Annotated in this window: 27 protein-coding genes and 1 tRNA gene; 23 read left to right on the forward strand and 5 right to left on the reverse strand. The window is 59.5% G+C overall.

What is annotated here, in order from left to right; translation table 11 throughout:
* The first annotated feature begins 23 nt into the window (after positions 1 to 23).
* On the forward strand, positions 24 to 968 hold the full coding sequence (locus tag BFQ00_RS26050) for a Nudix family hydrolase (RefSeq protein WP_065935249.1): 945 nt from the start codon (positions 24 to 26) through the stop codon (positions 966 to 968).
* A gap of 159 nt (positions 969 to 1,127) precedes the next feature.
* Here the strand turns inward: BFQ00_RS26050 and BFQ00_RS26055 are convergent, their stop codons facing one another.
* Genes BFQ00_RS26055 through BFQ00_RS26065 form a run of 3 tightly spaced genes read right to left on the reverse strand, consistent with a single transcriptional unit; the run spans position 1,128 to position 4,708 of the window.
* Positions 1,128 to 1,706: a cob(I)yrinic acid a,c-diamide adenosyltransferase gene (locus tag BFQ00_RS26055; protein WP_065935161.1), complete on the reverse strand. Its 579-nt coding sequence runs from the start codon at positions 1,704 to 1,706 to the stop codon at positions 1,128 to 1,130.
* A 2-nt stretch (positions 1,707 to 1,708) separates the two neighbouring features.
* Positions 1,709 to 3,745: a sensor histidine kinase gene (locus BFQ00_RS26060; RefSeq protein ID WP_065887769.1), complete on the reverse strand. Its 2,037-nt coding sequence runs from the start codon at positions 3,743 to 3,745 to the stop codon at positions 1,709 to 1,711.
* Between the two features lie 45 nt (positions 3,746 to 3,790).
* The gene (locus tag BFQ00_RS26065) at positions 3,791 to 4,708 is read right to left on the reverse strand and encodes a putative 2-dehydropantoate 2-reductase (protein WP_065935162.1); all 918 of its coding nucleotides are present in this window, start codon (positions 4,706 to 4,708) and stop codon (positions 3,791 to 3,793) included.
* A 123-nt stretch (positions 4,709 to 4,831) separates the two neighbouring features.
* Between BFQ00_RS26065 and BFQ00_RS26070 the strand changes: the two genes are divergently transcribed.
* Positions 4,832 to 5,317, forward strand: coding sequence for a YajQ family cyclic di-GMP-binding protein (locus tag BFQ00_RS26070; RefSeq protein ID WP_003193880.1), 486 nt, complete (start codon positions 4,832 to 4,834; stop codon positions 5,315 to 5,317).
* A 136-nt stretch (positions 5,318 to 5,453) separates the two neighbouring features.
* Complete coding sequence (locus tag BFQ00_RS26075) at positions 5,454 to 6,296, forward strand: mechanosensitive ion channel family protein (RefSeq protein WP_065887596.1); 843 nt, start codon at positions 5,454 to 5,456, stop codon at positions 6,294 to 6,296.
* 212 nt (positions 6,297 to 6,508) lie between these two features.
* Here BFQ00_RS26075 and BFQ00_RS26080 read toward each other — a convergent pair whose 3' ends face one another.
* Positions 6,509 to 7,789, reverse strand: a complete 1,281-nt coding sequence (locus tag BFQ00_RS26080; RefSeq protein WP_065887597.1) for an OprD family porin — start codon at positions 7,787 to 7,789, stop codon at positions 6,509 to 6,511.
* A 742-nt stretch (positions 7,790 to 8,531) separates the two neighbouring features.
* Between BFQ00_RS26080 and BFQ00_RS26085 the strand changes: the two genes are divergently transcribed.
* Positions 8,532 to 8,957: an HIT domain-containing protein gene (locus BFQ00_RS26085; protein ID WP_065935163.1), complete on the forward strand. Its 426-nt coding sequence runs from the start codon at positions 8,532 to 8,534 to the stop codon at positions 8,955 to 8,957.
* Positions 8,958 to 8,960: 3 nt separating this feature from the next.
* On the forward strand, positions 8,961 to 9,167 hold the full coding sequence (locus BFQ00_RS26090) for a SlyX family protein (protein WP_057723846.1): 207 nt from the start codon (positions 8,961 to 8,963) through the stop codon (positions 9,165 to 9,167).
* A 70-nt stretch (positions 9,168 to 9,237) separates the two neighbouring features.
* Here BFQ00_RS26090 and BFQ00_RS30260 read toward each other — a convergent pair whose 3' ends face one another.
* On the reverse strand, positions 9,238 to 9,840 hold the full coding sequence (locus tag BFQ00_RS30260; protein ID WP_005790922.1) for a cold-shock protein: 603 nt from the start codon (positions 9,838 to 9,840) through the stop codon (positions 9,238 to 9,240).
* A 427-nt stretch (positions 9,841 to 10,267) separates the two neighbouring features.
* Here BFQ00_RS30260 and BFQ00_RS26100 point away from each other — a divergent pair, with 427 nt between their 5' ends.
* From BFQ00_RS26100 to BFQ00_RS26180, 18 genes are all read left to right on the forward strand, one after another.
* The gene (locus tag BFQ00_RS26100) at positions 10,268 to 10,741 is read left to right on the forward strand and encodes a Dps family protein (protein WP_003193874.1); all 474 of its coding nucleotides are present in this window, start codon (positions 10,268 to 10,270) and stop codon (positions 10,739 to 10,741) included.
* Positions 10,742 to 10,923: 182 nt separating this feature from the next.
* Entirely contained in the window at positions 10,924 to 11,262 is a 339-nt protein-coding gene (locus BFQ00_RS26105; RefSeq protein WP_065887599.1) for a ribbon-helix-helix domain-containing protein, read from the forward strand.
* Positions 11,263 to 11,434: 172 nt separating this feature from the next.
* The gene (locus BFQ00_RS26110) at positions 11,435 to 11,656 is read left to right on the forward strand and encodes an FmdB family zinc ribbon protein (RefSeq protein ID WP_003193872.1); all 222 of its coding nucleotides are present in this window, start codon (positions 11,435 to 11,437) and stop codon (positions 11,654 to 11,656) included.
* 108 nt (positions 11,657 to 11,764) lie between these two features.
* Positions 11,765 to 13,540, forward strand: a complete 1,776-nt coding sequence (gene aspS, locus BFQ00_RS26115; protein WP_065895080.1) for an aspartate--tRNA ligase — start codon at positions 11,765 to 11,767, stop codon at positions 13,538 to 13,540.
* A gap of 135 nt (positions 13,541 to 13,675) precedes the next feature.
* Complete coding sequence (locus tag BFQ00_RS26120; protein ID WP_065887601.1) at positions 13,676 to 14,422, forward strand: YebC/PmpR family DNA-binding transcriptional regulator; 747 nt, start codon at positions 13,676 to 13,678, stop codon at positions 14,420 to 14,422.
* Positions 14,423 to 14,578: 156 nt separating this feature from the next.
* Positions 14,579 to 15,103 carry a crossover junction endodeoxyribonuclease RuvC gene (gene ruvC / locus BFQ00_RS26125; protein ID WP_019821257.1) on the forward strand — a complete coding sequence of 175 codons (525 nt, stop codon included), beginning with the start codon at positions 14,579 to 14,581 and terminating at the stop codon, positions 15,101 to 15,103.
* Positions 15,104 to 15,170: 67 nt separating this feature from the next.
* Complete coding sequence (gene ruvA, locus BFQ00_RS26130) at positions 15,171 to 15,782, forward strand: Holliday junction branch migration protein RuvA (RefSeq protein WP_003175802.1); 612 nt, start codon at positions 15,171 to 15,173, stop codon at positions 15,780 to 15,782.
* Positions 15,783 to 16,841 (forward strand): Holliday junction branch migration DNA helicase RuvB, encoded by a 1,059-nt coding sequence (ruvB, locus tag BFQ00_RS26135; RefSeq protein WP_053135842.1) that lies wholly within the window; start codon positions 15,783 to 15,785, stop codon positions 16,839 to 16,841.
* A gap of 49 nt (positions 16,842 to 16,890) precedes the next feature.
* Complete coding sequence (locus BFQ00_RS29500) at positions 16,891 to 17,079, forward strand: hypothetical protein (RefSeq protein WP_130184573.1); 189 nt, start codon at positions 16,891 to 16,893, stop codon at positions 17,077 to 17,079.
* A 10-nt stretch (positions 17,080 to 17,089) separates the two neighbouring features.
* Complete coding sequence (gene ybgC / locus BFQ00_RS26140; protein WP_003175800.1) at positions 17,090 to 17,545, forward strand: tol-pal system-associated acyl-CoA thioesterase; 456 nt, start codon at positions 17,090 to 17,092, stop codon at positions 17,543 to 17,545.
* Between the two features lies 1 nt (position 17,546).
* Positions 17,547 to 18,242: a protein TolQ gene (gene tolQ, locus BFQ00_RS26145; RefSeq protein WP_034115768.1), complete on the forward strand. Its 696-nt coding sequence runs from the start codon at positions 17,547 to 17,549 to the stop codon at positions 18,240 to 18,242.
* A gap of 23 nt (positions 18,243 to 18,265) precedes the next feature.
* The gene (gene tolR / locus BFQ00_RS26150) at positions 18,266 to 18,718 is read left to right on the forward strand and encodes a protein TolR (protein WP_161793227.1); all 453 of its coding nucleotides are present in this window, start codon (positions 18,266 to 18,268) and stop codon (positions 18,716 to 18,718) included.
* Positions 18,718 to 19,791 (forward strand): cell envelope integrity protein TolA, encoded by a 1,074-nt coding sequence (gene tolA / locus BFQ00_RS26155; protein ID WP_065887602.1) that lies wholly within the window; start codon positions 18,718 to 18,720, stop codon positions 19,789 to 19,791. The genes tolR and tolA overlap by 1 nt, the downstream gene beginning before the upstream one ends.
* Before the next feature lie 17 nt (positions 19,792 to 19,808).
* Positions 19,809 to 21,089: a Tol-Pal system beta propeller repeat protein TolB gene (gene tolB / locus BFQ00_RS26160; protein ID WP_065887603.1), complete on the forward strand. Its 1,281-nt coding sequence runs from the start codon at positions 19,809 to 19,811 to the stop codon at positions 21,087 to 21,089.
* Positions 21,090 to 21,144: 55 nt separating this feature from the next.
* Positions 21,145 to 21,645, forward strand: a complete 501-nt coding sequence (gene pal, locus BFQ00_RS26165) for a peptidoglycan-associated lipoprotein Pal (RefSeq protein WP_003193861.1) — start codon at positions 21,145 to 21,147, stop codon at positions 21,643 to 21,645.
* Positions 21,646 to 21,651: 6 nt separating this feature from the next.
* Complete coding sequence (gene ybgF, locus BFQ00_RS26170; protein ID WP_065935164.1) at positions 21,652 to 22,497, forward strand: tol-pal system protein YbgF; 846 nt, start codon at positions 21,652 to 21,654, stop codon at positions 22,495 to 22,497.
* Between the two features lie 164 nt (positions 22,498 to 22,661).
* Positions 22,662 to 23,309, forward strand: coding sequence for a 7-carboxy-7-deazaguanine synthase QueE (gene queE, locus BFQ00_RS26175; RefSeq protein ID WP_034128580.1), 648 nt, complete (start codon positions 22,662 to 22,664; stop codon positions 23,307 to 23,309).
* A gap of 121 nt (positions 23,310 to 23,430) precedes the next feature.
* Positions 23,431 to 23,506: transfer RNA gene (locus tag BFQ00_RS26180), tRNA-Lys, on the forward strand.
* Positions 23,507 to 23,778: the final 272 nt, after the last annotated feature.

Here is a 23,778-nt window from a genome sequence, read left to right on the forward strand (position 1 = left end):
TACAACGAGAGGAAGCAGTGGCGGTGAAACGAGTGCATGTAGCAGCAGCGGTGATCCGCGGTGTCGATGGCAGGATCCTGCTGGCACGCCGCGCCGATACTCAACATCAAGGCGGCCTCTGGGAGTTTCCCGGCGGTAAGGTGGAGGCGGATGAGTCGGTCCCCACGGCCTTGTCCCGCGAATTGCAGGAAGAGCTGGGTATCCAGGTCACCACCGCGCGGCCGTTGATCCAGGTGCAACATGACTACCCGGACAAACAGGTGCTGCTGGATGTCTGGGAGGTCTCGGCCTTCACCGGCGAGCCCCACGGCGCTGAAGGGCAGCCGTTGGAGTGGGTGACGCCACGGGACCTGGTCAACTATGCGTTCCCAGCGGCGAATACACCGATTGTCGCTGCTGCGCGCTTGCCCGCCGAGTACCTGATCACCCCTGGCGAGCTGGAAACCCCGACGCTGCTGCGTGGCATCCAGAAGGCTATCGCCGGTGGCATCAAGCTGGTTCAACTGCGCGCACCCAACGGCTACGACCCCAAATACCGTGACCTGGCAGTGGATGCAGTGGGCCTGTGTGCCGGCAAGGCGCAATTGATGATCAAGGGGCCGTTCGAATGGCTGGGGGATTTCCCCGCAGCCGGCTGGCACATGACCTCGGCGCAATTGCGCAAATATGCGAGCAAGGGCCGTCCGCTGCCTAAGGATCGTTGGCTGGCGGCTTCTTGCCACAATGCTGAGGAGCTGGCGCTGGCGGAATTGATGGACGTGGATTTTGTCACGCTGTCACCGGTTCAGCCGACTCAAACCCATCCCGAGGCCCAGCCGTTGGGTTGGGAGCAGGCAGCGGAGCTGATCCGTGGGTTCAGCAAGCCGGTGTTCTTACTGGGCGGAGTTGGGCCTGCGCAGCGTGAACAGGCGTGGGCGGCTGGAGCGCAGGGTGTGGCGGGGATTCGGGCGTTTTGGCCCGAAGACTGATGCTGCTCTGGCGGGCGCTATCGGGATGTAGGAGCGAGCTTGCTCGCGAAAAGCGTCAACGATAACGCGAGCTTTCTGAATGGGCGCGGCGCCTGTGAGTTTTTCGCGAGCAAGCTCGCTCCTACACCCGATGAGGCCCTGTCAGTCACCCGGGAAACATCAGTGTGGCTTGGCCGCCGCCTGCCACAACACCTCGGCAACCCCTTGGCGCCTGGCAATCACCCTGGCCGCCACAAACAGCAAATCCGACAACCGATTGATATACGCCAACCCCACCCCCTCCAACGGCTCCAGCGCATTCAAATGCTGACAGCGACGTTCGGCACTGCGCGCCAAGCTGCGGCACACATGGGCCTGGGCGATCAGCGCTGAACCACCGGGCAGGATGAAATTCTCCAACGGCCCCACCTCTTCGTTCCAGCGATCGATTGCCGCTTCCAGCCGATCCACTTCCGCTGCAGTCAACGCCTTGTAAACCGGCATCGCCAGCTCGCCGCCGAGGTCGAACAATCGATGCTGACAGGGCGTGAGCACTTCGATGACATCATTCAATTCGGGGTGCTTGCCGCTCTGTTCCTCCAGATTGGCCAACAGCAACCCCAACTGACTGTTCAGCGTATCCACCTCGCCAATGGCCTCGACCCTGGGGTGATCCTTGGGCACGCGGCGGCCGTCGCCGAGGCCGGTTTCGCCCTGGTCGCCGGTGCGGGTGTAGATCTTTGACAGGCGAAAGCCCATGGTCATTGCTCCAGTCGGGTGAGTTCAGCAGGGGATAATTGGCTGCCGGCCAGCGGCAGGCGCAAGGTGAAACACGTGCCTTGGCCGAGGGTCGAGTGCACTTCCATCTGGCCCTTGTGGTTATTGGTAATGATGAAATACGACACCGACAACCCAAGCCCGGTGCCCTGGCCTATTTCCTTGGTGGTGAAGAACGGCTCGAAGGTGCGTTTGCGCACGTTTTCGCTCATGCCGATGCCATTGTCTTCCACCTGGATCTCGGCCCAGGGCGGGTTGAGGCGGGTGCGCAGGATGATGCGCCCCGGTTCGCTGTCGTCTTCACGCAGGTGAATCGCCTGGGCGGCATTTTTCAGCAGGTTGAGCAGCACTTGCTCCAGTTCGTTGGCCGTGCCCGGCACCGGGCCCAGTTGCGGATCGAACTGGCGGATGATTGCCTGGCCCTTGAAGTCAAAGCCGATGGCCAGGTCGAAATCGTTACCCGCGATCTCCACGGCCTGGTCGATCAGGGCCGGCAAGTCGCAGGGCGCCATTTGCCGATTGCTGCGTCGGCTGAAGCTGAGCATGTGCGTGACGATTTTCGCTGCACGCGCGCCCGCCTGTTGAATGCCGTCAAGTAACTGCGGGACTTCGCGCGCTTGCAGGTAACGATTGACCGTTTCCAGTTCGATACCTGCCTGTTCGGCGTGTTCCAGGTTCCTGGGCAGGTCGGGTGACAGGCGCCGCCGGATGTTTTGCACGTTGTGCAGGATCGCGCCCAGCGGGTTGTTGATTTCATGGGCCATGCCGGCCGCCAGACCACCGACCGAGAGCATTTTTTCCGATTGCACCATCATTTCTTCCAGGGACAGGCGCTGGGTGATGTCGTCGATGCGGATCACCACGCCACGCCCGGCACCGCCCATCAACGGGTAGAACGTCAGGGCGTAGTGCTTTGGCTCGTCGTCCTTGACCCAGGTGACCCGCTCGATCCGCTCCACCGTGTGCTGTTCCACCGTGGCCTTGATTTGCGGCAGGTACGGCTTGAGCGGTTGGAACGCGAGGAAGATCGGCTGATTGAGGGCTTCATCCAGGCGCGTGCCGGAAAGCGCAGTGGCTTCCTGATTCCACTGGGTGACGTAGAGCTGTTCGTCCAGGGCAATCAGCGCTGAAGGCATTGAGTCGATAATGCTGTTGAGGTAATTCTGAAAACCGGTGAGCTTTTTCTCGATTTTGCTGCGCACCTGGACTTCCAGTTCCAGCTTGCGGTTGGTATGGCGGGTTTCCTCGGCCAGGCCCTGGGCCTGGTCGTAGGCGGCCTGGGAATCATCCCGCGCACGTTTGAGCTGTTGTTCACGGGCCTCGATGCGCGACAGCATGGTGTTGAACGCTTCCGCCAGGCTGCCGATTTCGTCACGGTTGCCGGGGCCTGCGCGCAGGGCGTAGTTCTCTTCGCGCGTCACCTGGCGCGACAGTTCCTCAAGCTCATGGATGGGGCGGGTGATCAGGCGTTTGATCTGCCGGGCAATCACCAGCCACAGCAAGACGCTGAAAATCAGGATGCCCAGGCTCGCGGTCAGGGTGCCGGTATAGAACGCCACCGGTAGCTCACTGCTGGCCACCAGCAACAGATGCCCCGAAGGCTGGCCGGGGCGGGGCAGGGTGATGATCTGGTTGCTGCGAAACTCGGTGAGGCGCCAGGCTTCGACATGCCGGTAATTGTCGGGCAGGTGCAGGCGGTCGCCGTGTTGCATCTGCGCCAGGCGATTGCCCTCGCCGTCGTACAGGGCGGCGGCGCGCAACGGTGAATAGCTGGTCAGCTCATTGAGCAGGGCATCGGCCTTGTCCGGGGATTGAAGGGCCTCGGCGGCGAGTGCCGGGTTGGACACCAGTCGACCGATGGCCTGCAACGCCTGGGGCGCCATGCTTTCCTGGGAGATCCAGTAGGCGGCGCTGATAAAGGTCAGGTTGGCCACCAGCAATACGGTGGTCAGCAGTACCAGCAGGGCGGCCAGCAATTTCTGCCCTACCGGTAAGTTTTCAAGACGCTGGCGCAGTGGCATCAGGTTTTTCGCAGGCAATATATATAAGGCAGGGTAGCGCGTGCCTCAGTCGTGGGGCAATCGGCGTGCAACCAAGTGTTCGATCAAACGCGCCTGCACCTGCTGCAGATGCGGCAGCACCCGTCGATGGCGCGCCGCCGCCTGGCAGGCGTAGCCCAATAAGTAGCTGATTTCGGTACGCCGCGCGTTGGCCACGTCCTGGTACATGGACGAGTAGTTGGCCGCGGTGGCCTGGATCACCCGTTGCACTTCACTGAGCAAATCCTGCGCAGCCGCAGGCTGGCCGCAGCACTCCAGCAGTTCGCTCAATTCGGCGCACAAGGTGGCGACTTCGCATTGATGGGCCTGGAGTCCCCCGTTGCGGCAGTGGTAAAGCACGGTCAGTGGGTTGATCGCGCAATTGAGCGCCAGCTTGCGCCACAGGCGCGTGAGAATATCGGTGCTCCATTCATGGGCAATGGCGGCGGCCTGCAAGTCCTCCAGCCACAGCGGCGCGGTCGGGCGCGCGGGGTCCCCCAGCCAGGTGTAGCCGTGGCCGGCAAATACCACGCGCCACTCGCCATCGCGGAACGCGCCTTCGGTGCTGGAGGCAAAGATGCAACGCGCCTGCGGCACCTGCGCGGCGACGGCATCCTGGCTGCCGAGGCCGTTTTGCAGCAGGATCAGTTCCGCGTCAGGCGCCAGGCGATGTTGCAACTGTGCGACAGCGCTTTGGGCGTCGTAGGCTTTGCACGCCACCAGCAGGCGGTGGATAGGTTCAGGGCTGTCGGGCGTTTCGCCGGTTACGCGGTAGGTGTGCGCAACGCCTTGTTCGACCAGGGTCAGGCCCGCGCCCGACGCATAGCTGGCCAGGCGCGCCTGATCGCGCAGGATCAACCGCACCGGCACGCCCGCCCGCGCCAGACGCGTGGCCCAGAGGGTGCCCAGGCTACCGGCGCCGAGAATATGCCAGGTGGTCGCCATCAGTGTGTGCTCCTTGGGGTCGCCAGCGGTGAACGCGGCGAAAGAACCGCTATAATGCCCCGGCATTTTAGCTCGGGCGCGCTCCATCTCTACTGAGCCCGCCCCTTATATTGGAGAAATGACATGCCTTCGTTCGACGTGGTATCCGAACTGGACAAACACGAAGTCACCAACGCCGTCGAAAACGCCGTCAAGGAACTGGACCGTCGCTATGACTTGAAAGGCAAGGGCAGCTTCGAATTCAAGGAAAAGGAACTGACCGTCAACCTGACCGCTGAAGCCGATTTCCAGCTGGAAGCGATGATCGAAATCCTCAAGCTGGCCCTGGTCAAGCGCAAGATCGACGTGCAGTGCCTTGAAGTCAAGGACGCCTATGCTTCCGGCAAGCTGATGAAGCAGGAAGCCGTGCTCAAGGAAGGCATCGACAAGGAACTGGCGAAGAAGATCGTCGCCCACATCAAGGATGCCAAGCTCAAAGTCCAGGCGGCCATCCAGGGCGAACAGGTGCGTGTCACCGGCAAGAAGCGCGACGACCTGCAAGAGGCCATCGCGGCCCTGCGCGCCAAGACGTTCGACATGCCGCTGCAATTCAATAACTTCCGCGACTGATGGCCATTTGTGGAACCTGTGGCCGTTTTTGACGTCCCACGGCCCAGAATCGGCGCCTACAATTGAGCCCTACGGGCTCAATTGCGTTTTCAGGCAGTCAATCAAGCCGCATATCCGCTAAGACAGGAGAAGCTACATGGATTTAAACGCAGAAGTGGATCACTTGATCAAAACCTCGCAGTCCTGGATCCCGATGATCATGGAATACGGCAGCCGGGTGCTGCTGGCCGTTATCACCCTGGCCATCGGTTGGTGGCTGATCAACGTGTTTACCCACCGCGTAGGGCGCCTGCTGGCGCTGCGTAACGCCGACCTGGCGCTGCAGCACTTCATCACCAGCCTTGCGAACATTGCGCTGAAAGTCATGCTGATCGTCAGCGTGGCGTCGATGATCGGCGTGGCGACCACCTCGTTCGTCGCCGCCATCGGTGCGGCTACCCTGGCGATTGGCCTGGCACTGCAAGGCAGCCTGGCCAACTTCGCCGGCGGCGTGCTGATCCTGCTGTTCCGTCCGTTCCGTATCGGTGACTGGATCGAAGCCCAGGGCACCTCGGGCACCGTCGACAGTATCCAGATTTTCCACACGGTGCTGCGTACCGGCGACAACAAGACCGTGATCGTGCCGAACGGCATTCTGTCCAACGGCATCATCACCAACACCAACCGCCAGCCGACCCGCAAGGTCGTATTCGATGTGGGCGTGGACTACGAGGCTGACCTGCAGAAAGCCCGTGAAGTGTTGCTGGAACTGGCCAAGGACCCGCGCGTGCTGGCGGACCCTGCGCCCGTCGCAGTGGTATCGACCCTGGGCGACAGTTCCATCACCGTTTCCCTGCGCTGCTGGACCAAAACTGCGGATTATTGGGATGTTGTGTTCATGCTCAATGAACTGGCGCGCGACCGCTTGAAAGCGGCGGACATTGATATTCCGTTCCCGCAGCGCGTTATTCGCGTGATGCAGGAAGCCCCGGTGAAGTGATAAAGCCGTGTTGCCTTTAAGTTGGCCGAAAGGTCAGCTTAAACGCGACAGTGAAATATCGTTATTGGCTGTCATACGGAATAGTTACTTAGCTTGCTAGTTACTTTTTCGTTGCCATATAACTGCAATAAAAAAGCCGCTCCCTTGTAAACAGGGGAGCGGCTTTTATTCAAGGTCGAAACCTTAAGTCATCGTTGTAACGGCTTGCGCAATTACAGGATGTTCAACGGGTAGTTCGCGATCAGACGCAGTTCGTCGATCGAAGGCGAACCGTAGTAAACGCCATCACCGGAACGATAGGTCGCTTGACGCAGACGCAGGCTGAGGTTTTTAGCCGGGCCGCTCTGGATCACGTACTTGGCTTCGATGTCACGTTCCCACTCTTTACCGTTGCTGGTGGTGGCCGTGTTGGCGCCGCTACCGGTAACGTAACGGGTCATGAAGCTCAGGCCGGGAATGCCGAAGGTCGCCATGTTGATGTCGTAACGCGCCTGGTAGGACTTCTCGCCTTCGGCGTTGAAGTCGGAACGGGCGATGGAGTTGGCCAGGAACACGGTGCCGCCGCCATCTACGCCATAGCCGTAGTCGCCGTCGCCGGAAACCTTCTGCGCAGCCAGGGTAAAGGTGTGAGCGCCGATGGTGTACGCGCCCTGCAGGCTGAATGCGCGGTTGTCGAGCTTGGTCACGCCATCTTTCGCCGCGCGCTGCAGGCCGGCGCCTTCGCTCTTGGTGTCGTAGATGTTGAAGTCCAGCGCGAACGACTGGTCATCGCTCAGGGCGTGGGTCCAGTTCAGGTTGCTGTAGTACTTGCGGAAGTAATCTTCGGTTTTCGCGTAGTACAGGCTGCCGGTGACTTCAGGCGTGAAGGCATAGACGCCGCCGACAAAGTCGGTCTTGGTCAGGCCCAGGCTGTCATGGAAGGTCTGGTTCTGCGCGACGCTGGAAGTGAAGTGACCGCCTTCGAGCTTCAGGCCCTTGATTTCGTTGCTGGTGATCGAGATACCTTGTGGCAGCTCGGGCAGCAGGCGGCTGTCATCGGAAGCGAATACAGGGGCTGTGGTGTACTGGTCACCGATTTTCAGCACGGTATTGGAGATGCGGAACTTAACGGCAGCGCCGCCTTTGGAGTAATCGTCCTGCGAGCGACCGTCGGAACCGGTAGGGAACAGGCCGGTGCCGGCGCGGCCCTTGCCGCTGTCGAGCTTGAGGCCCATCAGGCCGATCACGTCGACACCGACACCAACGGTGCCCTGGGTGAAGCCCGATTCGTACAACGCGTTGAAGCCCAGGCCGGTTTCTTCGGCACGGCTTTTGGAGCCGGGGCCCGACGGGTTGTTACGGAAGTCGCGGCTGAAGTACAGAGCGCGAGTATTGATGCTGAACGTGCTGTCTTCAACAAAGCCCTTGGAATCGTCCTGGGCGGACGCCATTGCGAACTGCGAGGTGCCTGCTGAAACAGCCAGGGCGATCATGCTCCACTTCATCACGCGCATCGTGATTTGCTCCTTTGGTTTTAGGAAGAGTACTGCCGTCCCACCTGTATTTTTATCTGGGCGGCTCTTTCTTTATTGTGTCGGCGCAAAGTTATCTCACGCCGGCGCTATTGACGATACTTACTCAACTATCCTTTCAGCTTCTTTACGAGGCTGTCGTAAATTGCTAGCTCCGTGTCGCAAATCACAGCCCGGCTATCACCCGGCTGACAACTTCAATGTTCTCTTCAAACGGTTTAAAAGTTTGAAACTCGTCCCTGATACACATTGAAACGCTACTGTTTCCTATCGCGAAACCCTGGCATCCCTCCAGGTGTCGTTGCCGACGATAAGGAGGTGAATGCAACAAGCGTGCACAAAGCGCTGATCGAATGTCATTTTTTCGTGAAAAATGTTACGGGAATGTAAAAACCGCATAAACACGGGCCCTTTAAGCCGTTTGGTTCTCACTTGGCATGCGGGTGTTAACCCCGTTCAGGTGGTCCGCCACATCCGCACCTGAGCAAAACGTTACCGATTGACCCTCCAGTGGGTAGCCTTGGACCTCTTTGAGGCACGGCTGGGTCATTTTGGTGCATCCCCTCGAGGCCCGAGTTAGGGTGGTTCAAACCTCCCGTTGCCTCGAAAGGGTGCGTGGATGCGATCCGTCTGCCTCAAGGCTTCCTGCGCATTCACCGTGAAGCCGTGAGCATTCGGCGTTATGCTGGGCACCTGAAATTGACCTGCCGAACGGAGTGCCCACGTGTTCGCTTTAGATCAACGCCTGCAACAAGACACTCTGGCCATTGGGGACTTCCCGCTCTGTCGCCTGCTGCTGTCCAATGACGCGAACTACCCCTGGTTCATCCTGGTGCCGCGTATCAACGGTATCAACGAAGTGTTTCAGATGGATGTCGCCGATCAACAGCGGTTGTGGCAGGAAACGACGACCCTCGCCCAGCTGCTGAACGAAGGCCTGTGCGCCGACAAGATGAACATCGGCGCGCTGGGCAATGTCGTCAGCCAGTTGCATGTGCATGTCATCGTGCGCAAGCGCGATGACGCAGCCTGGCCGGCGCCGGTGTGGGGCAGGCATCCGGCCGTTCCCTACAGCCCGGAGCAGCTGGCGGCGATCCGCAGCCGACTGCGCGAATTATTGCCTGCCGACTTCATTTTTACCCAGGACTGAACCATGGACCTGCAAGATCGCGTCACCGACCTGGAAAGCCGCCTGGCCTTCCAGGACGATACCATCGAAACCCTCAATGACATTCTGGTCGCCCAGCAGCACGCCGTGGAGCGCCTGCAATTGCAGATGAACGCATTGCTCAAGCGCCAGGAAGAGATGGGCGGCCAGTTCGAAACCTCGGAAGAAGAAGCACCGCCGCCGCACTATTGAATGAGCGCGCAATAAAAAACCGCGATCCGGGCAACGCCGGATCGCGGTTTTTTTGCAGCGCCGTCTGGAATCAGCGACGCGGCAGGGCAGCGATTACATCTTCAGCTTGCAGGCCTTTGTCGCGGTTCATCACCGAGAACTCCACGCGCTGGCCTTCGACCAGGACGCGGTGGCCTTCACCGCGGATAGCCCGGAAGTGGACGAAGATATCGTCGCCCGAGTCGCGCGAAATGAAGCCGAAGCCTTTGGAGGTGTTGAACCACTTGACGGTCCCGGTATCCCGGTTGGTCATGTCGTAGTTTTGCGACGCGGCCGCTGGGGACGAACGGTAGAAGCTGATGGCCAGGTGAAGAACGATGGCGACCACAGCAATCACCAGGCTGAGCAGGATGGCCGGATGGCCGCCCACTTCAGGCATGGGTGCCAGCAGGGTGAGGGTTTGAACGACAACGGTCAGTACCAGCAGCGCGCTGACCAGGTTTTGCAGTTGATGACGCGTGCCTTTGTTCCAGTAAGGGATTACCGGTGCCAGTGTCAGGTTGAGAAGGCCGAACAAGGCCAGGTATAGAGCGTCGTGTTGTTGCAGGTAGGGCAGGCTTTCAGGCTGCAGGCTCGGGATAAAGGACAGCAGCAAAGCCGCAACGCCCGTCAGCAGGTGGACGATTTTCAACATTTTGATTAACTCACGTTAAGACGGATCACAAGGAAGAGCTGACTGGCACGGTTCGCTTCTGAACAATGGGAGGCGTTGAGCACGTGCGCGGGTATCAGCCTATGTGACGTGCCGCAGAAATGAACGGCAGCCACACGATGCCTATTTAACAGCAAAGGCTGTGCCTACTCAAATCAAGCGTTTCGGGGTGTTGCAATCGCGGCGGCATTTTTGCGCCGAAGGCTTGTCCTAGACGGGTGCAGGTAATTTGAGCGGCCTCTCGAGCGTTTTTCCTACAGGATACCGGCTCGCCGGCCGCTGCCTCGCAAGTGATGCGGGGCGATTTGCCGCACGTCGCCTGGACGTGCCGGGCTGCACGTGAGCGACACTCTTGCTAGAGTGGTCCTGCACCTGATCAATGAATGCTCATCAATTGAAGGGGAAAAACATGGCAATCGATATTGGTATCAGTGAAGAAGACCGTAAATCCATCGTCGACGGACTTTCGCGGCTGCTGTCCGATACCTATGTACTGTATCTGAAGACCCACAACTTCCATTGGAACGTCACGGGCCCCATGTTTCGTACGCTGCACCTGATGTTCGAGGAGCAGTACAACGAACTGGCGCTGGCGGTGGATTCCATCGCCGAGCGTATCCGTGCCCTGGGCTTCCCGGCGCCGGGCGCCTACTCGATCTACGCCCGTCTGTCTTCGATCAAGGAAGAAGAGGGTGTGCCGAGCGCCGAAGAGATGATCAAGCAACTGGTGGCCGGCCAAGAGGCCGTCACTCGCACCGCGCGGGGCATTTTCCCGTTGCTCGACAAGGTCAGCGATGAGCCGACGGCTGACCTGCTGACCCAGCGTATGCAAGTGCACGAAAAAACCGCCTGGATGCTGCGCTCGCTGCTCGAAAACCAGTAACCGTCAAGCTTGGGTGGCGTCTTCATGCCGCCACCCACTTGTTTCCCTGTGTTTCCTGGCGTTGTCCTACGACGCCCAACTCCCGCGTCTTCTGGCTGCGCATCGCTTCCTGCGGTTTTATAGGCCTACCGTCCAATGGGACAAACCCATGGACCGTTGTTTGGCAAGGGAGTGTCAGGTGTATGTCGTGTGGATTGGGTAAGGGCGTGGAAACCGCAGGTTTTCACAAGATAAAGGTCGACCCTTTCGCGAAAGGGTTCGACATGGGGCTCGCCAAACCCTTATCGCGGTCGGTGCGCCTCAACGGGTTTTCCACGTGCCTGCGGCTTGAACAGATCTATTGGAACATCCTGACGGAAATAGCCAGGATCAATACCTGCTCGGTCAGTGCGTTGTTGTCCTACGTCGACCGCGAAGTGCATCTGCGTTATGGCGGTGTGAAGAACTTCAGCGGGCTGGTGCGGGTGGTGTGCGTCGTTCACCTGTTGAAAGATCGCGTTGGCACCTGCGGGTCAGTCTGACTGGAGGGCGCGAGGGCCCGGCCCATGCTTGCGGCGGGCCGGGCCTCGGGCAGAAAGCCGGCTGCGCTGCCTCGATTTACCAGATATAATCCCGCGCTTTGCTGCGCATGCCGGGTTATATGCACGACGGCAAGGCGTGGCGCCGTTACGATCTGATCGCCGAGACATCTCCATGCCCATGTACGACTATCAATGTGCTTCCTGTGGTCATCAGTTGGAAGCCATTCAGAAGATCAGCGCCGCGCCGTTGGTCGATTGCCCAGCCTGCCAGGCACCTGAGTTGAAAAAGATGTTGTCCATGCCGGGCTTCCGCCTGAGCGGCAGCGGCTGGTACGAGACCGATTTCAAGACCGGCGCCAAGAAGAACCTGGCGGGCGGCGACAAAGCAGACTGAGTTGAACTCTACGCGCAGGCTCCTGCATTATCCGTCCCCTGCTTTAATGTACGGTGACGCGGCAGGCCTGCCACCGAATTTCGAATTACGAGAAGTGAAACCACTACCATGATGCGCAGCCACTATTGCGGCCAACTGAACGAGACCCTGGAAGGTCAGGAAATCACCCTTTGCGGATGGGTTCACCGTCGCCGCGACCACGGCGGGGTGATCTTCCTCGATATCCGTGATCGTGATGGTCTGGCCCAGGTGGTGTTCGACCCGGATCGCGCCGAGAGCTTCGCTGCCGCCGACCGCGTGCGCAGCGAATACGTCGTGAAAATCACCGGCAAGGTGCGTCTGCGCCCGGCCGGTGCGGTGAACAAGAACATGGCGTCCGGCGGCATTGAAGTGCTGGGCTATGAACTGCAAGTGCTGAACGAGTCGGAAACCCCGCCGTTCCCGCTCAACGAATATTCCGACGTTGGCGAGGAAACTCGCCTGCGCTATCGCTTCCTGGACCTGCGTCGCCCGGAAATGGCCGAGAAGCTGCGTCTGCGCTCGCGCATGACCACCAGCATCCGCCGCTTCCTCGACGAGAACGGCTTCCTTGACGTTGAAACGCCGATCCTCACCCGCGCCACCCCGGAAGGCGCGCGTGACTATCTGGTGCCTAGCCGTACCCACCCAGGCAGCTTCTTCGCCTTGCCGCAATCGCCGCAACTGTTCAAGCAGCTGCTGATGGTGGCCGGCTTCGACCGTTACTACCAGATCGCCAAGTGCTTCCGCGACGAAGACCTGCGCGCCGACCGCCAGCCGGAATTCACCCAGATCGACATCGAGACCAGCTTCCTCGATGAAAAAGAGATCATGGGCCTCACCGAACAAATGATCCGCAACCTGTTCAAGGAAGTGCTGGACCTGGAATTCGGCGACTTCCCGCACATGACCTTCGAAGAAGCCATGCGCCGCTACGGTTCCGACAAGCCGGACCTGCGTAACCCGCTGGAGCTGGTGGACGTGGCCGACCAGTTGAAAGAAGTCGACTTCAAGGTGTTCAGCGGCCCGGCCAACGACCCGAAATGCCGTATCGCCGCCCTGCGCGTGCCGGGCGGCGCGAGCATGCCGCGCAAGCAGATCGACGACTACACCAAGTTCGTCGGCATCTACGGTGCCAAGGGCCTGGCTTACATCAAGGTCAACGAGCGCGCCAATGGCGTTGACGGTCTGCAATCGCCGATCGTTAAAAACATCCCGCTGGACAACCTGAACGAAATCCTCGATCGCGTTGGTGCAGTCGATGGCGACATCGTGTTCTTCGGTGCCGACAAGGCCAAGATCGTCAGCGAGGCCCTGGGCGCGCTGCGCATCAAGCTGGGCCACGACCTGAACCTGCTGACCTGCGAATGGGCGCCGATGTGGGTTGTCGACTTCCCGATGTTCGAAGAAAACGACGACGGCAGCTTCAGCGCCTTGCACCACCCGTTCACCGCGCCGAAGTGCTCCCCGGCCGAGCTGGAAGCCAACCCGGCCGGCGCGCTGTCCCGTGCCTACGACATGGTGCTCAACGGCACCGAGTTGGGTGGCGGCTCGATCCGTATCCACCGCAAGGAGATGCAACAAGCGGTATTCCGCCTGCTGGGCATCAACGAAGCGGAACAGGAAGAGAAGTTCGGCTTCCTGCTCGACGCGCTGAAATACGGCGCGCCGCCGCACGGTGGCCTGGCGTTCGGCCTGGACCGTCTGGTGATGCTGATGACCGGCGCCCAGTCGATCCGTGAAGTGATTGCGTTCCCGAAAACCCAGAGCGCCGCGGACGTCATGACACAGGCCCCGGGTGTGGTGGATGCCAAGGCACTGCGCGAACTGCACATCCGCCTGCGCGAGACGCCGAAGGCTGAGTAAGGCTGCTGCGTGAAAGCGCGATAAGGTTGTAAGCAGTCAAAAAGGCGCATCTTCGGATGCGCCTTTGCGTTTAAAAGAGGGAAATCTCGCCGGCGGCGGGATTGATAGGTTTCTAGAGAATTTCGGAGTTGTGTAATGGCTGGCCATTCCAAGTGGGCGAACATCAAGCACCGCAAAGAGCGTCAGGATGCCAAGAAAGGCAAGATTTTCACCAAGTGGATTCGCGAACTGACCGTCGCCGCCCGCCAGGGCGGCGGTGACCCGGGCTCCAACCCGCGCCTGCGCCTGGCGCTGGACAAAGCGCTCGGCGCCAACATGAGCCGCGACATCATCGATCGCGCCGTGGCCCGTGGTGCCGGTGCGGCCGATACCGACGACATGGTCGAATTGACCTACGAAGGCTACGGCCCGGGCGGCGTGGCGGTGATGGTCGAATGCATGACCGACAACCGCAACCGTACCGCCGCAGCGGTGCGCCACGCGTTCAGCAAGTGCGGCGGCAACCTGGGGACCGACGGTTCGGTGGCCTACCTGTTCGAGCGCAAGGGGCAGATCACCTTTGCTCCGGGCACGGATGAAGACGCGCTTATGGAAGCCGCGATGGAGGCGGACGCCGATGACGTCGTCACCAACGAAGATGGCTCCATTGACGTGTTCACCTCGTTCGCCAGCTTCTACTCAGTGCGCAATACCCTGGAAGCCGCAGGCTTCAAGGGCACCGACGCGGAAATCGTGATGCTGCCGACCACCAGCGCCGAACTCGACCTGGACGGTGCGCAGAAGGTGTTGAAGCTGCTGGACATGCTCGAAGACCTGGATGATGTGCAGAATGTGTACTCCAACGCCGACATCCCCGAGTCCGTGGCTGAACAGCTAGTCTAAAAAGCGATGAGGTCAAAATGTGGGAGGGGGCTTGCCCCCGATGAGGGAGTGTCAGCAGGCACATTTGTGACTGACCCACCGCCATCGGGGGCAAGCCCCCTCCCACATTGGATTCTCGCTGTATCGAAAAATGTACTTATTTAACCCGCAGGCGTTATGACTTTAATCCTAGGTATCGACCCCGGTTCGCGCATCACCGGTTTTGGCGTGGTGCAGCAGACCCCGCGCGGCTGCGTGTATGTTGCCTCGGGCTGCATCCGCACGGGCGCGGGCGAACTGGCCGAACGCCTGCAGATCGTCTATCGCGGCGTACGGGAAGTCATCCAGACCTATGGCCCGGTGACCATGGGCATCGAAAAAGTCTTTATGGCCAAGAATGCCGATTCGGCGTTGAAGCTCGGTCAGGCGCGTGGCGCGGCCATCGTGGCGGGGGCCGAGGAGGGCATGGAGATCGCCGAATACACCGCGACCCAGGTCAAGCAGGCCGTCGTGGGTACGGGTGGAGCCAATAAAGAGCAGGTGCAGATGATGGTCATGCACATGCTCAAACTTACCTCGAAACCCCAGATCGACGCCTCCGACGCCCTGGCCATTGCCATTTGCCACGCCCACACCCGCTCCAGCCTGCTGCCCCATGGCCTGGGTGCGGCACGCAGTCGTGGCGGACGCCTGCGTCTCTGATAGCATCAGCGCAATCGTTATTTCCGGTCAGGCCTGCTCTGACCCCCAAGCTTTAAGGATCTGAACCGTGATTGGACGCTTGCGCGGCACCCTGGCTGAGAAACAGCCGCCGCACCTGATTCTGGATGTGAATGGATTGGGTTATGAGCTTGAAGTGCCCATGACCACCTTGTACCGCTTGCCGTCGGTCGGCGAGCCGATAACCTTGCACACGCATTTAGTGGTGCGCGAAGACGCGCAACTGCTCTATGGTTTCATCGGCAAGCGCGACCGCGATTTCTTCCGCGAGCTGATTCGGCTCAATGGCGTCGGGCCCAAATTGGCCCTGGCATTGATGTCGAGCCTGGAAGTGGATGAACTGGTACGCGCCGTTTCAGCCCAGGACACCTCGGCCCTGACCAAGGTGCCGGGTGTGGGCAAGAAAACCGCCGAGCGTTTGCTGGTGGAACTCAAGGACCGTTTCAAGGCCTGGGAAGTGGTGCCGAGCATGTTCGCCCTGGTCCCGAACCAGCCGGATATGCCGGCAGGCCAGGTCGCCAGTGCCGAAAGCGATGCGGTCAGTGCGTTGATCTCCCTGGGCTACAAGCCGCAGGAGGCCAGCAAGGCCGTATCGGCCATCAAGGACAAGAACCTGAGCAGTGAAGACATGATCCGCCGAGCCCTGAAGGGAATGATTTAAGTGATAGAAGCTGATCGTCTGATCGCGGCTACCGGCCCGCGCGACCGTGAAGAAGTCCAGGACCGCGCCATCCGCCCCCTGAGCCTGGCCGACTATATCGGCCAGCCCACCGTGCGCGAACAGATGGAGCTGTTCATCCAGGCCGCACGCGGGCGCAGTGAGTCGCTGGACCACACGCTGATCTTCGGTCCGCCGGGCCTGGGCAAGACCACCCTGGCCAACATCATTGCCCAGGAAATGGGCGTGTCGATCAAGTCCACGTCCGGCCCGGTGCTGGAGCGCCCCGGCGACCTGGCCGCGTTGCTGACCAATCTGGAACCCCACGACGTCCTGTTTATCGACGAGATCCACCGGTTGTCGCCGATTGTCGAAGAAGTGTTGTACCCGGCGATGGAGGACTTCCAGCTCGACATCATGATCGGCGAAGGCCCGGCGGCCCGTTCGATCAAGCTTGACCTGCCGCCGTTCACGCTGGTGGGGGCCACGACCCGCGCGGGCATGTTGACCAACCCGCTGCGAGACCGTTTCGGCATTGTTCAACGTCTGGAGTTCTATAGCACGGCAGACCTTGCGACCATCGTCAGCCGTTCGGCGAACATCCTCGGCTTGCCGCTGGACCCGGAAGGCGCGTTCGAAATCGCCCGGCGTGCCCGCGGTACACCTCGGATCGCCAACCGCTTGCTGCGCCGTGTGCGCGATTTTGCCGAGGTACGCGCCAAGGGGCATATCACCAAGGCGGTCGCGGACCTGGCCTTGAACCTGCTGGATGTGGACGAACATGGCTTCGATCACCAGGATCGGCGTCTGCTCCTGACCATGATCGAGAAGTTCGACGGCGGCCCGGTGGGCGTGGACAGCCTCGCTGCAGCCATCAGTGAAGAGCGTCACACCATTGAAGATGTACTGGAGCCCTACCTGATCCAGCAGGGCTATATCATGCGCACGCCGCGGGGCAGGGTGGTGACGCGTCATGCCTATCTGCACTTTGGGCTAAACATTCCGTCACGATTGGGAGAGATGCCTGTGGTAGACGAATTCCTTGATGCGGTAGACGATTAAAAACTGTAGGAGCGAGCTCGCTCGCGAAAAACGTCAACGATAACGCGGTATGTCTGGTTATACGCGTCGCGCTCAGGGGCTTCGCGAGCAAGCTCGCTCCTACAGGGTATTTGCCATGTGGGGTGATTTATCTGAAGTTTGTGCTGTCCCAGTGTCTGGCGTCGTCATTCAGGCGTTGGAAATGTGTTCAGGTATTGAAAAAACAGTTGTCCAGCCGGATTGGCAACCTGAGGAGTAAGCACTAGAGTATGCGCGCGCAAAACGGGGATCAGTCGTTCGCACATCGCTGTCGCGTTTATTACGAGGACACTGATGCCGGCGGCATCGTTTATTACGTCAATTACCTGAAATTCATGGAACGGGCTCGAACCGAGCGGCTAAGGGAGCTGGGCTTTGCCCAATCCACGCTGGCCGGGGAGGACCTGTTATTCGTCGTGCATTCCAGCGAGGCGCGTTACCACGCACCGGCGCGACTGGACGATGAGTTGCTGGTCAGCGCTGAAGTCATCGAATTGAACCGTGCCAGCCTGCGATTCAAGCAGCAGGTCAGGCGGGCTACGGATGCAACGCTGCTCTGTGAGGGGCAGTTCCTGGTGGCATGTGTACGCACCAACAGTTTGAAACCTCGGGCCATTCCCGAAACTCTACGTGCGGCCTTTGCTGCCGTGAGCGGCGCGGGTAAACAATCAAAGCAGGAGATTTAGCGTGGAACCTACCGTCGTCGACCATTCCTCGATGTGGAGCCTGGTCAGTAATGCCAGTATCGTGGTGCAACTGGTCATGCTGACCCTGGTAGCCGCATCGGTTACCTCTTGGGTCATGATTTTTCAGCGCAGCAACCTGCTGCGTGCCGGTCGACGCGCCCTGGAGAGCTTCGAGGAGCGCTTCTGGTCGGGTATCGACCTGTCCAAGCTGTATCGCCAGGCCGGCAGCAATCCGGACCCGGATTCGGGCGTCGAGCAAATCTTCCGCGCCGGCTTCAAGGAATTCTCGCGCCTGCGCCAGCAGCCGGGCGTTGACCCGGAAGCTGTGATGGAAGGCGTGGCCCGAGCCATGCGCGTGGCCATCTCCCGCGAAGAAGAGAAGCTGGAGCAAAGCCTGCCGTTCCTGGCGACCGTCGGCTCCGTCAGCCCGTACATCGGCCTGTTCGGTACCGTATGGGGCATCATGAACTCCTTCCGGGGTCTGGCCCAGGCGCAGCAGGCGACCCTGGCCACCGTGGCTCCGGGCATTGCCGAAGCCCTGATCGCCACCGCGATCGGCCTGTTCGCCGCTATCCCCGCAGTAATCGCCTACAACCGTTTTGCCGCCACCAGCGAAACCTTGATCGGCCGTTACTACACCTTCGCCGATGAATTCCAGGCGATCCTGCACCGTAAAGTGCACACCAGCGAAGAATAAGCAGGTAATTCCCAATGGCTTTAATCGCTCGAGCTCGCAAAAAGCGCAAGCCGGTCGCCGAGATGAACGTAGTGCCCTACATCGACGTGATGCTGGTGCTGCTGGTTATCTTCATGGTGACCGCGCCGATGCTCAACCAGGGCGTGAAGGTTGATCTGCCCAAGGTTTCCAGTGAAGCCTTGCCGCAGGACAACAACACTCAGGTCCTGACCATTTCGATCAAGGCTGACAAGACCTACTACTGGAACCTTGGCAGCGAAGTCGACACGCAGAAACAGCAGGACAAGGCCCTGACCTTGCCGGCGATGACCGATGCCGTGACCAAGATCATTCGCTCCGGCAACGAAGGCGGCAAGCACACCCAGGTGTTCATCCGCGGCGACAAGTCGGTCGACTACGGTTCCGTCATGGGCGCCATGGGCGGGCTGCAGAAGGCCGGCGTGGGTAACGTTGGCTTGATTACCGAGGCGCCCTGATGCAGCAACAGCGAGAGCCGTCCGCCTCGGAAAGCTTCTTCTGGCCTAGCGTCTGGGCAATTGCCCTGCACGTCCTGGTGTTCGGCATGCTGTTTGTCAGCTTTGCCATGACCCCGGACCTGCCGCCAGCCAAGCCGATCGTGCAGGCGACCCTGTATCAGCTGAAATCGAAAAGTCAGGCCACCACCCAGACCAATCAGAAGATTGCGGGTGAGGCCCAGAAGTCGGCTGCGCGCCAGACCGAAGTCGAGCAGATGGAACAGAAGAAGGTCGAGCAGGAAGCGGTGAAGGCTGCTGCGGAACAAAAGAAAGAAGAGGCGGCTCAAAAGGCCGAGGAATCGAAAAAGGCTGACGAAGCGAAGAAAGCCGACGAGGCGAAAAAGGCTGATGAAGCCAAGAAGTCCGAGAAAGCTGCCGAAGCCAAAAAGGCCGAAGAGAAACAATTGGCTGATATAGCCAAGAAGAAGTCCGAAGAAGAAGCCAAGAAAGCTGCCGAAGAAGAGGCCAAGAAAAAGGCCGCTGAGGAAGCCAAGAAAAAGATCGTCGAAGACGCGAAGAAGAAAGCCGCCGAAGACGCCAAGAAAAAAGCTGAAGCAGACGAGGCGAAGAAGAAAGTCGCCGACGACGCGAAGAAGAAAGCTGCCGCCGACGCCTCCAAGAAAAAGGCCCAGGAAGCAGCCCGTAAATCCGCCGAAGAGAAAAAGGCCCAGGCCCTGGCAGATTTGCTTTCCGACACGCCGCAGCGTCAGCAAGCCTTGGCCGATGAACGTGGCGATGAAGTCGCGGGCAGTTTTGACGACCTGATTCGGGCGCGGGCAGCGGAAGGCTGGACACGTCCACCTTCGGCACGTAAAGGCATGACAGTAGTGCTGCAGATCGGCATGTTGCCGGACGGTACGGTGACTTCGGTCAGCGTGGCCAAGTCCAGTGGTGACGGTTCGTTCGACAGTTCGGCGGTTGCCGCAGTCAAGAATATTGGCCGGTTGACCGAGATGCAGGGAATGAAACCAAGCGACTTCGCTCCCTATCGTTCATTCAAGATGACATTCACACCTGAGGATCTAGCCTTGTGAGAAACCTTCTTCGAGGAATGCTTGTCGTTATTTGCTGTATGGCAGGGATAGCGGCGGCGGATGAAAAGAACATCCTGGTTACCAGCGGCAGCGATCGGGCCACCCCGATCGCGGTAGTACCGTTCGGCTGGCAGGGCGGCAGCGTGCTGCCGGATGACATGGCCCAGATCGTCAGCGACGACCTGCGCAACTCCGGCTACTACGCACCGATTCCAAAAGGCAACATGATCAGCCAGCCCAACCAGGCCAGCGAAGTCGTGTTCCGTGACTGGAAAGCGGTGGGCGCGCAGTACCTGATGGTCGGCAACATCACGCCGGCCGGCGGTCGCCTGCAAATCACCTACACCTTGTTCAACGTGGCCACCGAGCAGCAGGTCCTGACCGGCAATGTCTCCGGCACCGCAGAACAACTGCGTGACATGGCCCACTACATTTCGGACCAGTCGTTTGAAAAGCTCACCGGTATCAAGGGGGCGTTCTCCACGCGCCTGTTGTATGTGACCGCTGAGCGTTTCTCTGTCGACAACACCCGCTACACCCTGCAGCGTTCGGACTACGACGGTGCGCGTGCAGTGACCTTGCTGCAGTCCCGTGAGCCCATTCTGTCGCCGCGCTTCGCGCCGGACGGCAAGCGTATTGCCTACGTATCGTTCGAACAGAAGCGTCCACGTATCTTCGTCCAGCACATTGATACCGGCCGTCGCGAGCAGATCACCAACTTCGAAGGCCTCAACGGTGCACCGGCCTGGTCGCCGGATGGTTCGCGCCTGGCATTTGTGCTGTCCAAGGACGGCAACCCGGATATCTACGTGATGAATATGGCCTCGCGTCAGCTCTCGCGTGTGACCAGCGGCCCGGGTATCAACACCGAACCGTTCTGGGGTAAAGATGGTTCGACCATCTACTTCACCTCTGACCGTGGCGGCAAGCCTCAGGTCTACAAGGCAAATGTAAACGGCGGCGGCGCGGAACGTGTGACCTTTATCGGTAACTACAACGCCAATCCCAAGCTTTCGGCCGATGAAAAGACGTTGGTAATGATTCACCGTCAGGATGGTTTCACTAATTTCCGGGTTGCGGCCCAGGATTTGCAGCGCGGAACCGTGAAAATCCTTACAGATACCAACCTTGATGAGTCAGCCACTGTTGCGCCCAACGGCACCATGGTAATCTACGCCACCCGCCAGCAGGGCCGGGGAGTCTTGATGCTCGTGTCCATCAACGGACGCGTAAGGCTCCCGCTTCCTACCGCACAAGGCGAAGTCAGAGAACCATCCTGGTCCCCTTACCTGAACTGACGCGGCGCTACAAAAAGAAGTACTTAACACACTGGGGTTCATTAGGAGTTTCACGATGGAAATGCTGAAGTTTGGTAAGTTTGCTGCTCTGGCTCTGGCTCTGTCCGTAGCCGTTGGTTGCTCCTCTAAAGGCGGCGACAATGCCGGTGAAGGCGCAGCTGTTGATCCAAACGCTGGTTACGGCGCTAACACTGGTGCAGTCGACGGCTCCCTGAGCGAAGAAGCTGCTCTGCGCGCGATCACCACTTTCTACTTCGAATACGACAGTTCGGACCTGAAGCCAGAAGCCATGCGCGCTCTGGACGTTCACGCCAAGGACCTGAAAGCTAACGGCGCTCGCGTTGTTCTGGAAGGTAACACTGACGCCCGTGGTACTCGTGAGTACAACATGGCTCTGGGCGAGCGTCGTGCGAAAGCCGTTCAGCGCTACCTGGTACTGCAAGGTGTTGCTCCAGGCCAACTGGAACTGGTTTCCTACGGTAAAGAGCGTCCAGTTGCAACTGGCAACGACGAGCAGTCGTGGGCTCAGAACCGTCGCGTCGAACTGCGTAAGTAATTCGTCATGCGAACGTGCCGTCGTGCTCTGACTGTATTGGCTCTCAGCCTCGCACCGCTTGCGGTGTGGGCTGCGGTTCCTGTAACGGATAGCAACTCTGGCTATAACAATAGCGGCAGCAGTTATCCGCCAGCAGGTTATGGCACGAACGGCGCCTATGCTGGGGGCGCGGCTACGGCCGCGCCCTCGGCACAGGGCGAGCTGTTCAACCAGCTGCAACGCATGCAGGATCAATTGGCCCAGCAACAAGGCGCCATTGAAGTTCTGCAGAATCAAGTGAACCAACTTAAGCAAGAAGGCCTGGAGCGTTACCAGGATCTTGACCGACGTATTGGAGCCGGTGTTGCACCTGCCGCTACTCCTGATAATTCTTCTGCCGGTGGCGCGCCCAGTGCCGCTACCGGTGGTGCCGCTGCCGGTGGCGCAGCAGCGGGGGCCGCAGCGGCTGCCCCTGCCGCGAGCAGCGAACCGGGCGATCCGGCGAAGGAAAAACTGTATTACGATGCAGCCTTCGACCTGATCAAGGCCAAGGACTTCGATAAGGCCAGCCAGGCCTTTACCGCGTTCCTGCGCAAGTACCCGAACAGCCAGTATGCGGGCAATGCCCAGTACTGGTTGGGTGAGGTCAACCTGGCAAAAGGTGATTTGCAGGGGGCGGGCCAGGCGTTTGCCAAGGTCAGCCAGCTGTACCCCAAGCATGCCAAGGTGCCTGACTCGCTGTACAAGCTGGCTGACGTAGAACGCCGCCTGGGTCATACCGACAAGGTCAAAGGCATTCTGCAGCAGGTGGTTGCCCAGTATCCGGGCACCTCCGCCGCGCAGTTGGCCCAGCGGGACCTGCAACGCTTGTAAGCAATGCAGCCCGTTTAGAAGAAACCCGCGCCTGGCGCGGGTTTTTTCGTTAGAATCCACGCCCTTTTATGAAACACGCTTCCTGGGGTTGACGCGTTGGCGCAATCCCTTGAAGTGCCTGACGGAGGCGGACAGCCTGTTTAGCTGTTACGCCCGTGGCGACTATGCAAGACACACTACGTATTACCGAAGTTTTTTACTCGTTGCAGGGTGAAACGCGCACTGCCGGCCTGCCCACCGTATTCGTACGGCTCACCGGCTGCCCCTTGCGTTGCCAATACTGTGACAGCGCCTATGCCTTCAGCGGCGGCACCGTACGCACCCTGGATGACATCCTGGAGCAGGTTGCCGGTTACCGGCCGCGCTACGTCTGTGTAACGGGCGGCGAGCCATTGGCGCAGCCCAATGCCATCCCCTTGCTCAAGCAGTTGTGTGATGCCGGTTACGAGGTCTCCCTCGAAACCAGCGGCGCCTTGGACATCTCTGCGGTAGATCCGCGTGTCAGTCGGGTGGTCGATCTAAAAACCCCTGACTCCAAGGAAGCCCATCGCAATCGCTACGAGAACATGGACTTGCTGACGGCCAACGATCAGGTCAAGTTCGTCATTTGCTCTCGCGACGATTATGACTGGGCGACTTCCAAGCTGATCCAGTACGGCCTTGAGCGTCGAGCGGGGGAGGTGCTGTTTTCCCCAAGTCATCACGACCTCAATGCCCGCGATCTTGCGGACTGGGTAGTGGCGGATAACCTGCCGGTACGCCTGCAGTTGCAGTTACACAAATACCTGTGGAATGACGAACCAGGTCGCTGAGACGGCTGTGGGAGGCCTTCAAACCGCACCATTTTTGGCTTCAATGGGTTTTTTCTGATTTATTTCAAATAAGGTGTTGAATAATCCTTAGAAATCAGTATTATACGCGCCACCACACAGCGGGTCGTTAGCTCAGTTGGTAGAGCAGTTGGCTTTTAACCAATTGGTCGTAGGTTCGAATCCCACACGACCCACCATTTTTGGCGGTTTAGAAAATCCGGAAGGCCCACGCAAGTGAGGATTTCCGGGTTTTTTTTTGCCTGTCATTCCGCGTCACCCAATCGATACGCTTTGCGCCGGATTGACTCATCTCCGGGTCAGCCGATACACCATCTTTTGTCTCGCCCCTGTGCCGATCCCTCAAAGTTATTGCTCTTAAAATAGACAAGTTGAAAGAATTAACCAATATTTTTATAGATATTGGTTGTTTGTGTATTTTTCTTCACGTTGTCGACTCAAATACGCAATT

Source organism: Pseudomonas sp. 28 E 9, from assembly GCF_900004785.1.
In the GTDB taxonomy this organism is placed as follows: Bacteria; Pseudomonadota; Gammaproteobacteria; order Pseudomonadales; family Pseudomonadaceae; genus Aquipseudomonas; species Aquipseudomonas orientalis_A.

Excerpts from the sequence above, each read along its gene's own strand:
- BFQ00_RS29500 (WP_130184573.1), top strand. The coding sequence starts at position 16,891 with ATGTCTGGTTATACGCGTCGCGCTCAGGGGCTTCGCGAGCAAGCTCGC.
- tolA (WP_065887602.1), top strand. The coding sequence starts at position 18,718 with ATGCAGCAACAGCGAGAGCCGTCCGCCTCGGAAAGCTTCTTCTGGCCT.
- ruvC (WP_019821257.1), top strand. The coding sequence starts at position 14,579 with ATGACTTTAATCCTAGGTATCGACCCCGGTTCGCGCATCACCGGTTTT.
- BFQ00_RS26065 (WP_065935162.1), bottom strand. The coding sequence starts at position 4,708 with ATGGCGACCACCTGGCATATTCTCGGCGCCGGTAGCCTGGGCACCCTC.
- ybgC (WP_003175800.1), top strand. The coding sequence starts at position 17,090 with ATGCGCGCGCAAAACGGGGATCAGTCGTTCGCACATCGCTGTCGCGTT.
- BFQ00_RS26110 (WP_003193872.1), top strand. The coding sequence starts at position 11,435 with ATGCCCATGTACGACTATCAATGTGCTTCCTGTGGTCATCAGTTGGAA.
- pal (WP_003193861.1), top strand. The coding sequence starts at position 21,145 with ATGGAAATGCTGAAGTTTGGTAAGTTTGCTGCTCTGGCTCTGGCTCTG.
- BFQ00_RS26100 (WP_003193874.1), top strand. The coding sequence starts at position 10,268 with ATGGCAATCGATATTGGTATCAGTGAAGAAGACCGTAAATCCATCGTC.
- tolB (WP_065887603.1), top strand. The coding sequence starts at position 19,809 with ATGCTTGTCGTTATTTGCTGTATGGCAGGGATAGCGGCGGCGGATGAA.
- BFQ00_RS26060 (WP_065887769.1), bottom strand. The coding sequence starts at position 3,745 with ATGCCACTGCGCCAGCGTCTTGAAAACTTACCGGTAGGGCAGAAATTG.
- BFQ00_RS26075 (WP_065887596.1), top strand. The coding sequence starts at position 5,454 with ATGGATTTAAACGCAGAAGTGGATCACTTGATCAAAACCTCGCAGTCC.
- BFQ00_RS26105 (WP_065887599.1), top strand. The coding sequence starts at position 10,924 with ATGTCGTGTGGATTGGGTAAGGGCGTGGAAACCGCAGGTTTTCACAAG.
- ybgF (WP_065935164.1), top strand. The coding sequence starts at position 21,652 with ATGCGAACGTGCCGTCGTGCTCTGACTGTATTGGCTCTCAGCCTCGCA.
- BFQ00_RS30260 (WP_005790922.1), bottom strand. The coding sequence starts at position 9,840 with ATGTTGAAAATCGTCCACCTGCTGACGGGCGTTGCGGCTTTGCTGCTG.
- aspS (WP_065895080.1), top strand. The coding sequence starts at position 11,765 with ATGATGCGCAGCCACTATTGCGGCCAACTGAACGAGACCCTGGAAGGT.
- BFQ00_RS26120 (WP_065887601.1), top strand. The coding sequence starts at position 13,676 with ATGGCTGGCCATTCCAAGTGGGCGAACATCAAGCACCGCAAAGAGCGT.
- BFQ00_RS26080 (WP_065887597.1), bottom strand. The coding sequence starts at position 7,789 with ATGCGCGTGATGAAGTGGAGCATGATCGCCCTGGCTGTTTCAGCAGGC.
- BFQ00_RS26090 (WP_057723846.1), top strand. The coding sequence starts at position 8,961 with ATGGACCTGCAAGATCGCGTCACCGACCTGGAAAGCCGCCTGGCCTTC.
- BFQ00_RS26070 (WP_003193880.1), top strand. The coding sequence starts at position 4,832 with ATGCCTTCGTTCGACGTGGTATCCGAACTGGACAAACACGAAGTCACC.
- queE (WP_034128580.1), top strand. The coding sequence starts at position 22,662 with ATGCAAGACACACTACGTATTACCGAAGTTTTTTACTCGTTGCAGGGT.
- BFQ00_RS26055 (WP_065935161.1), bottom strand. The coding sequence starts at position 1,706 with ATGGGCTTTCGCCTGTCAAAGATCTACACCCGCACCGGCGACCAGGGC.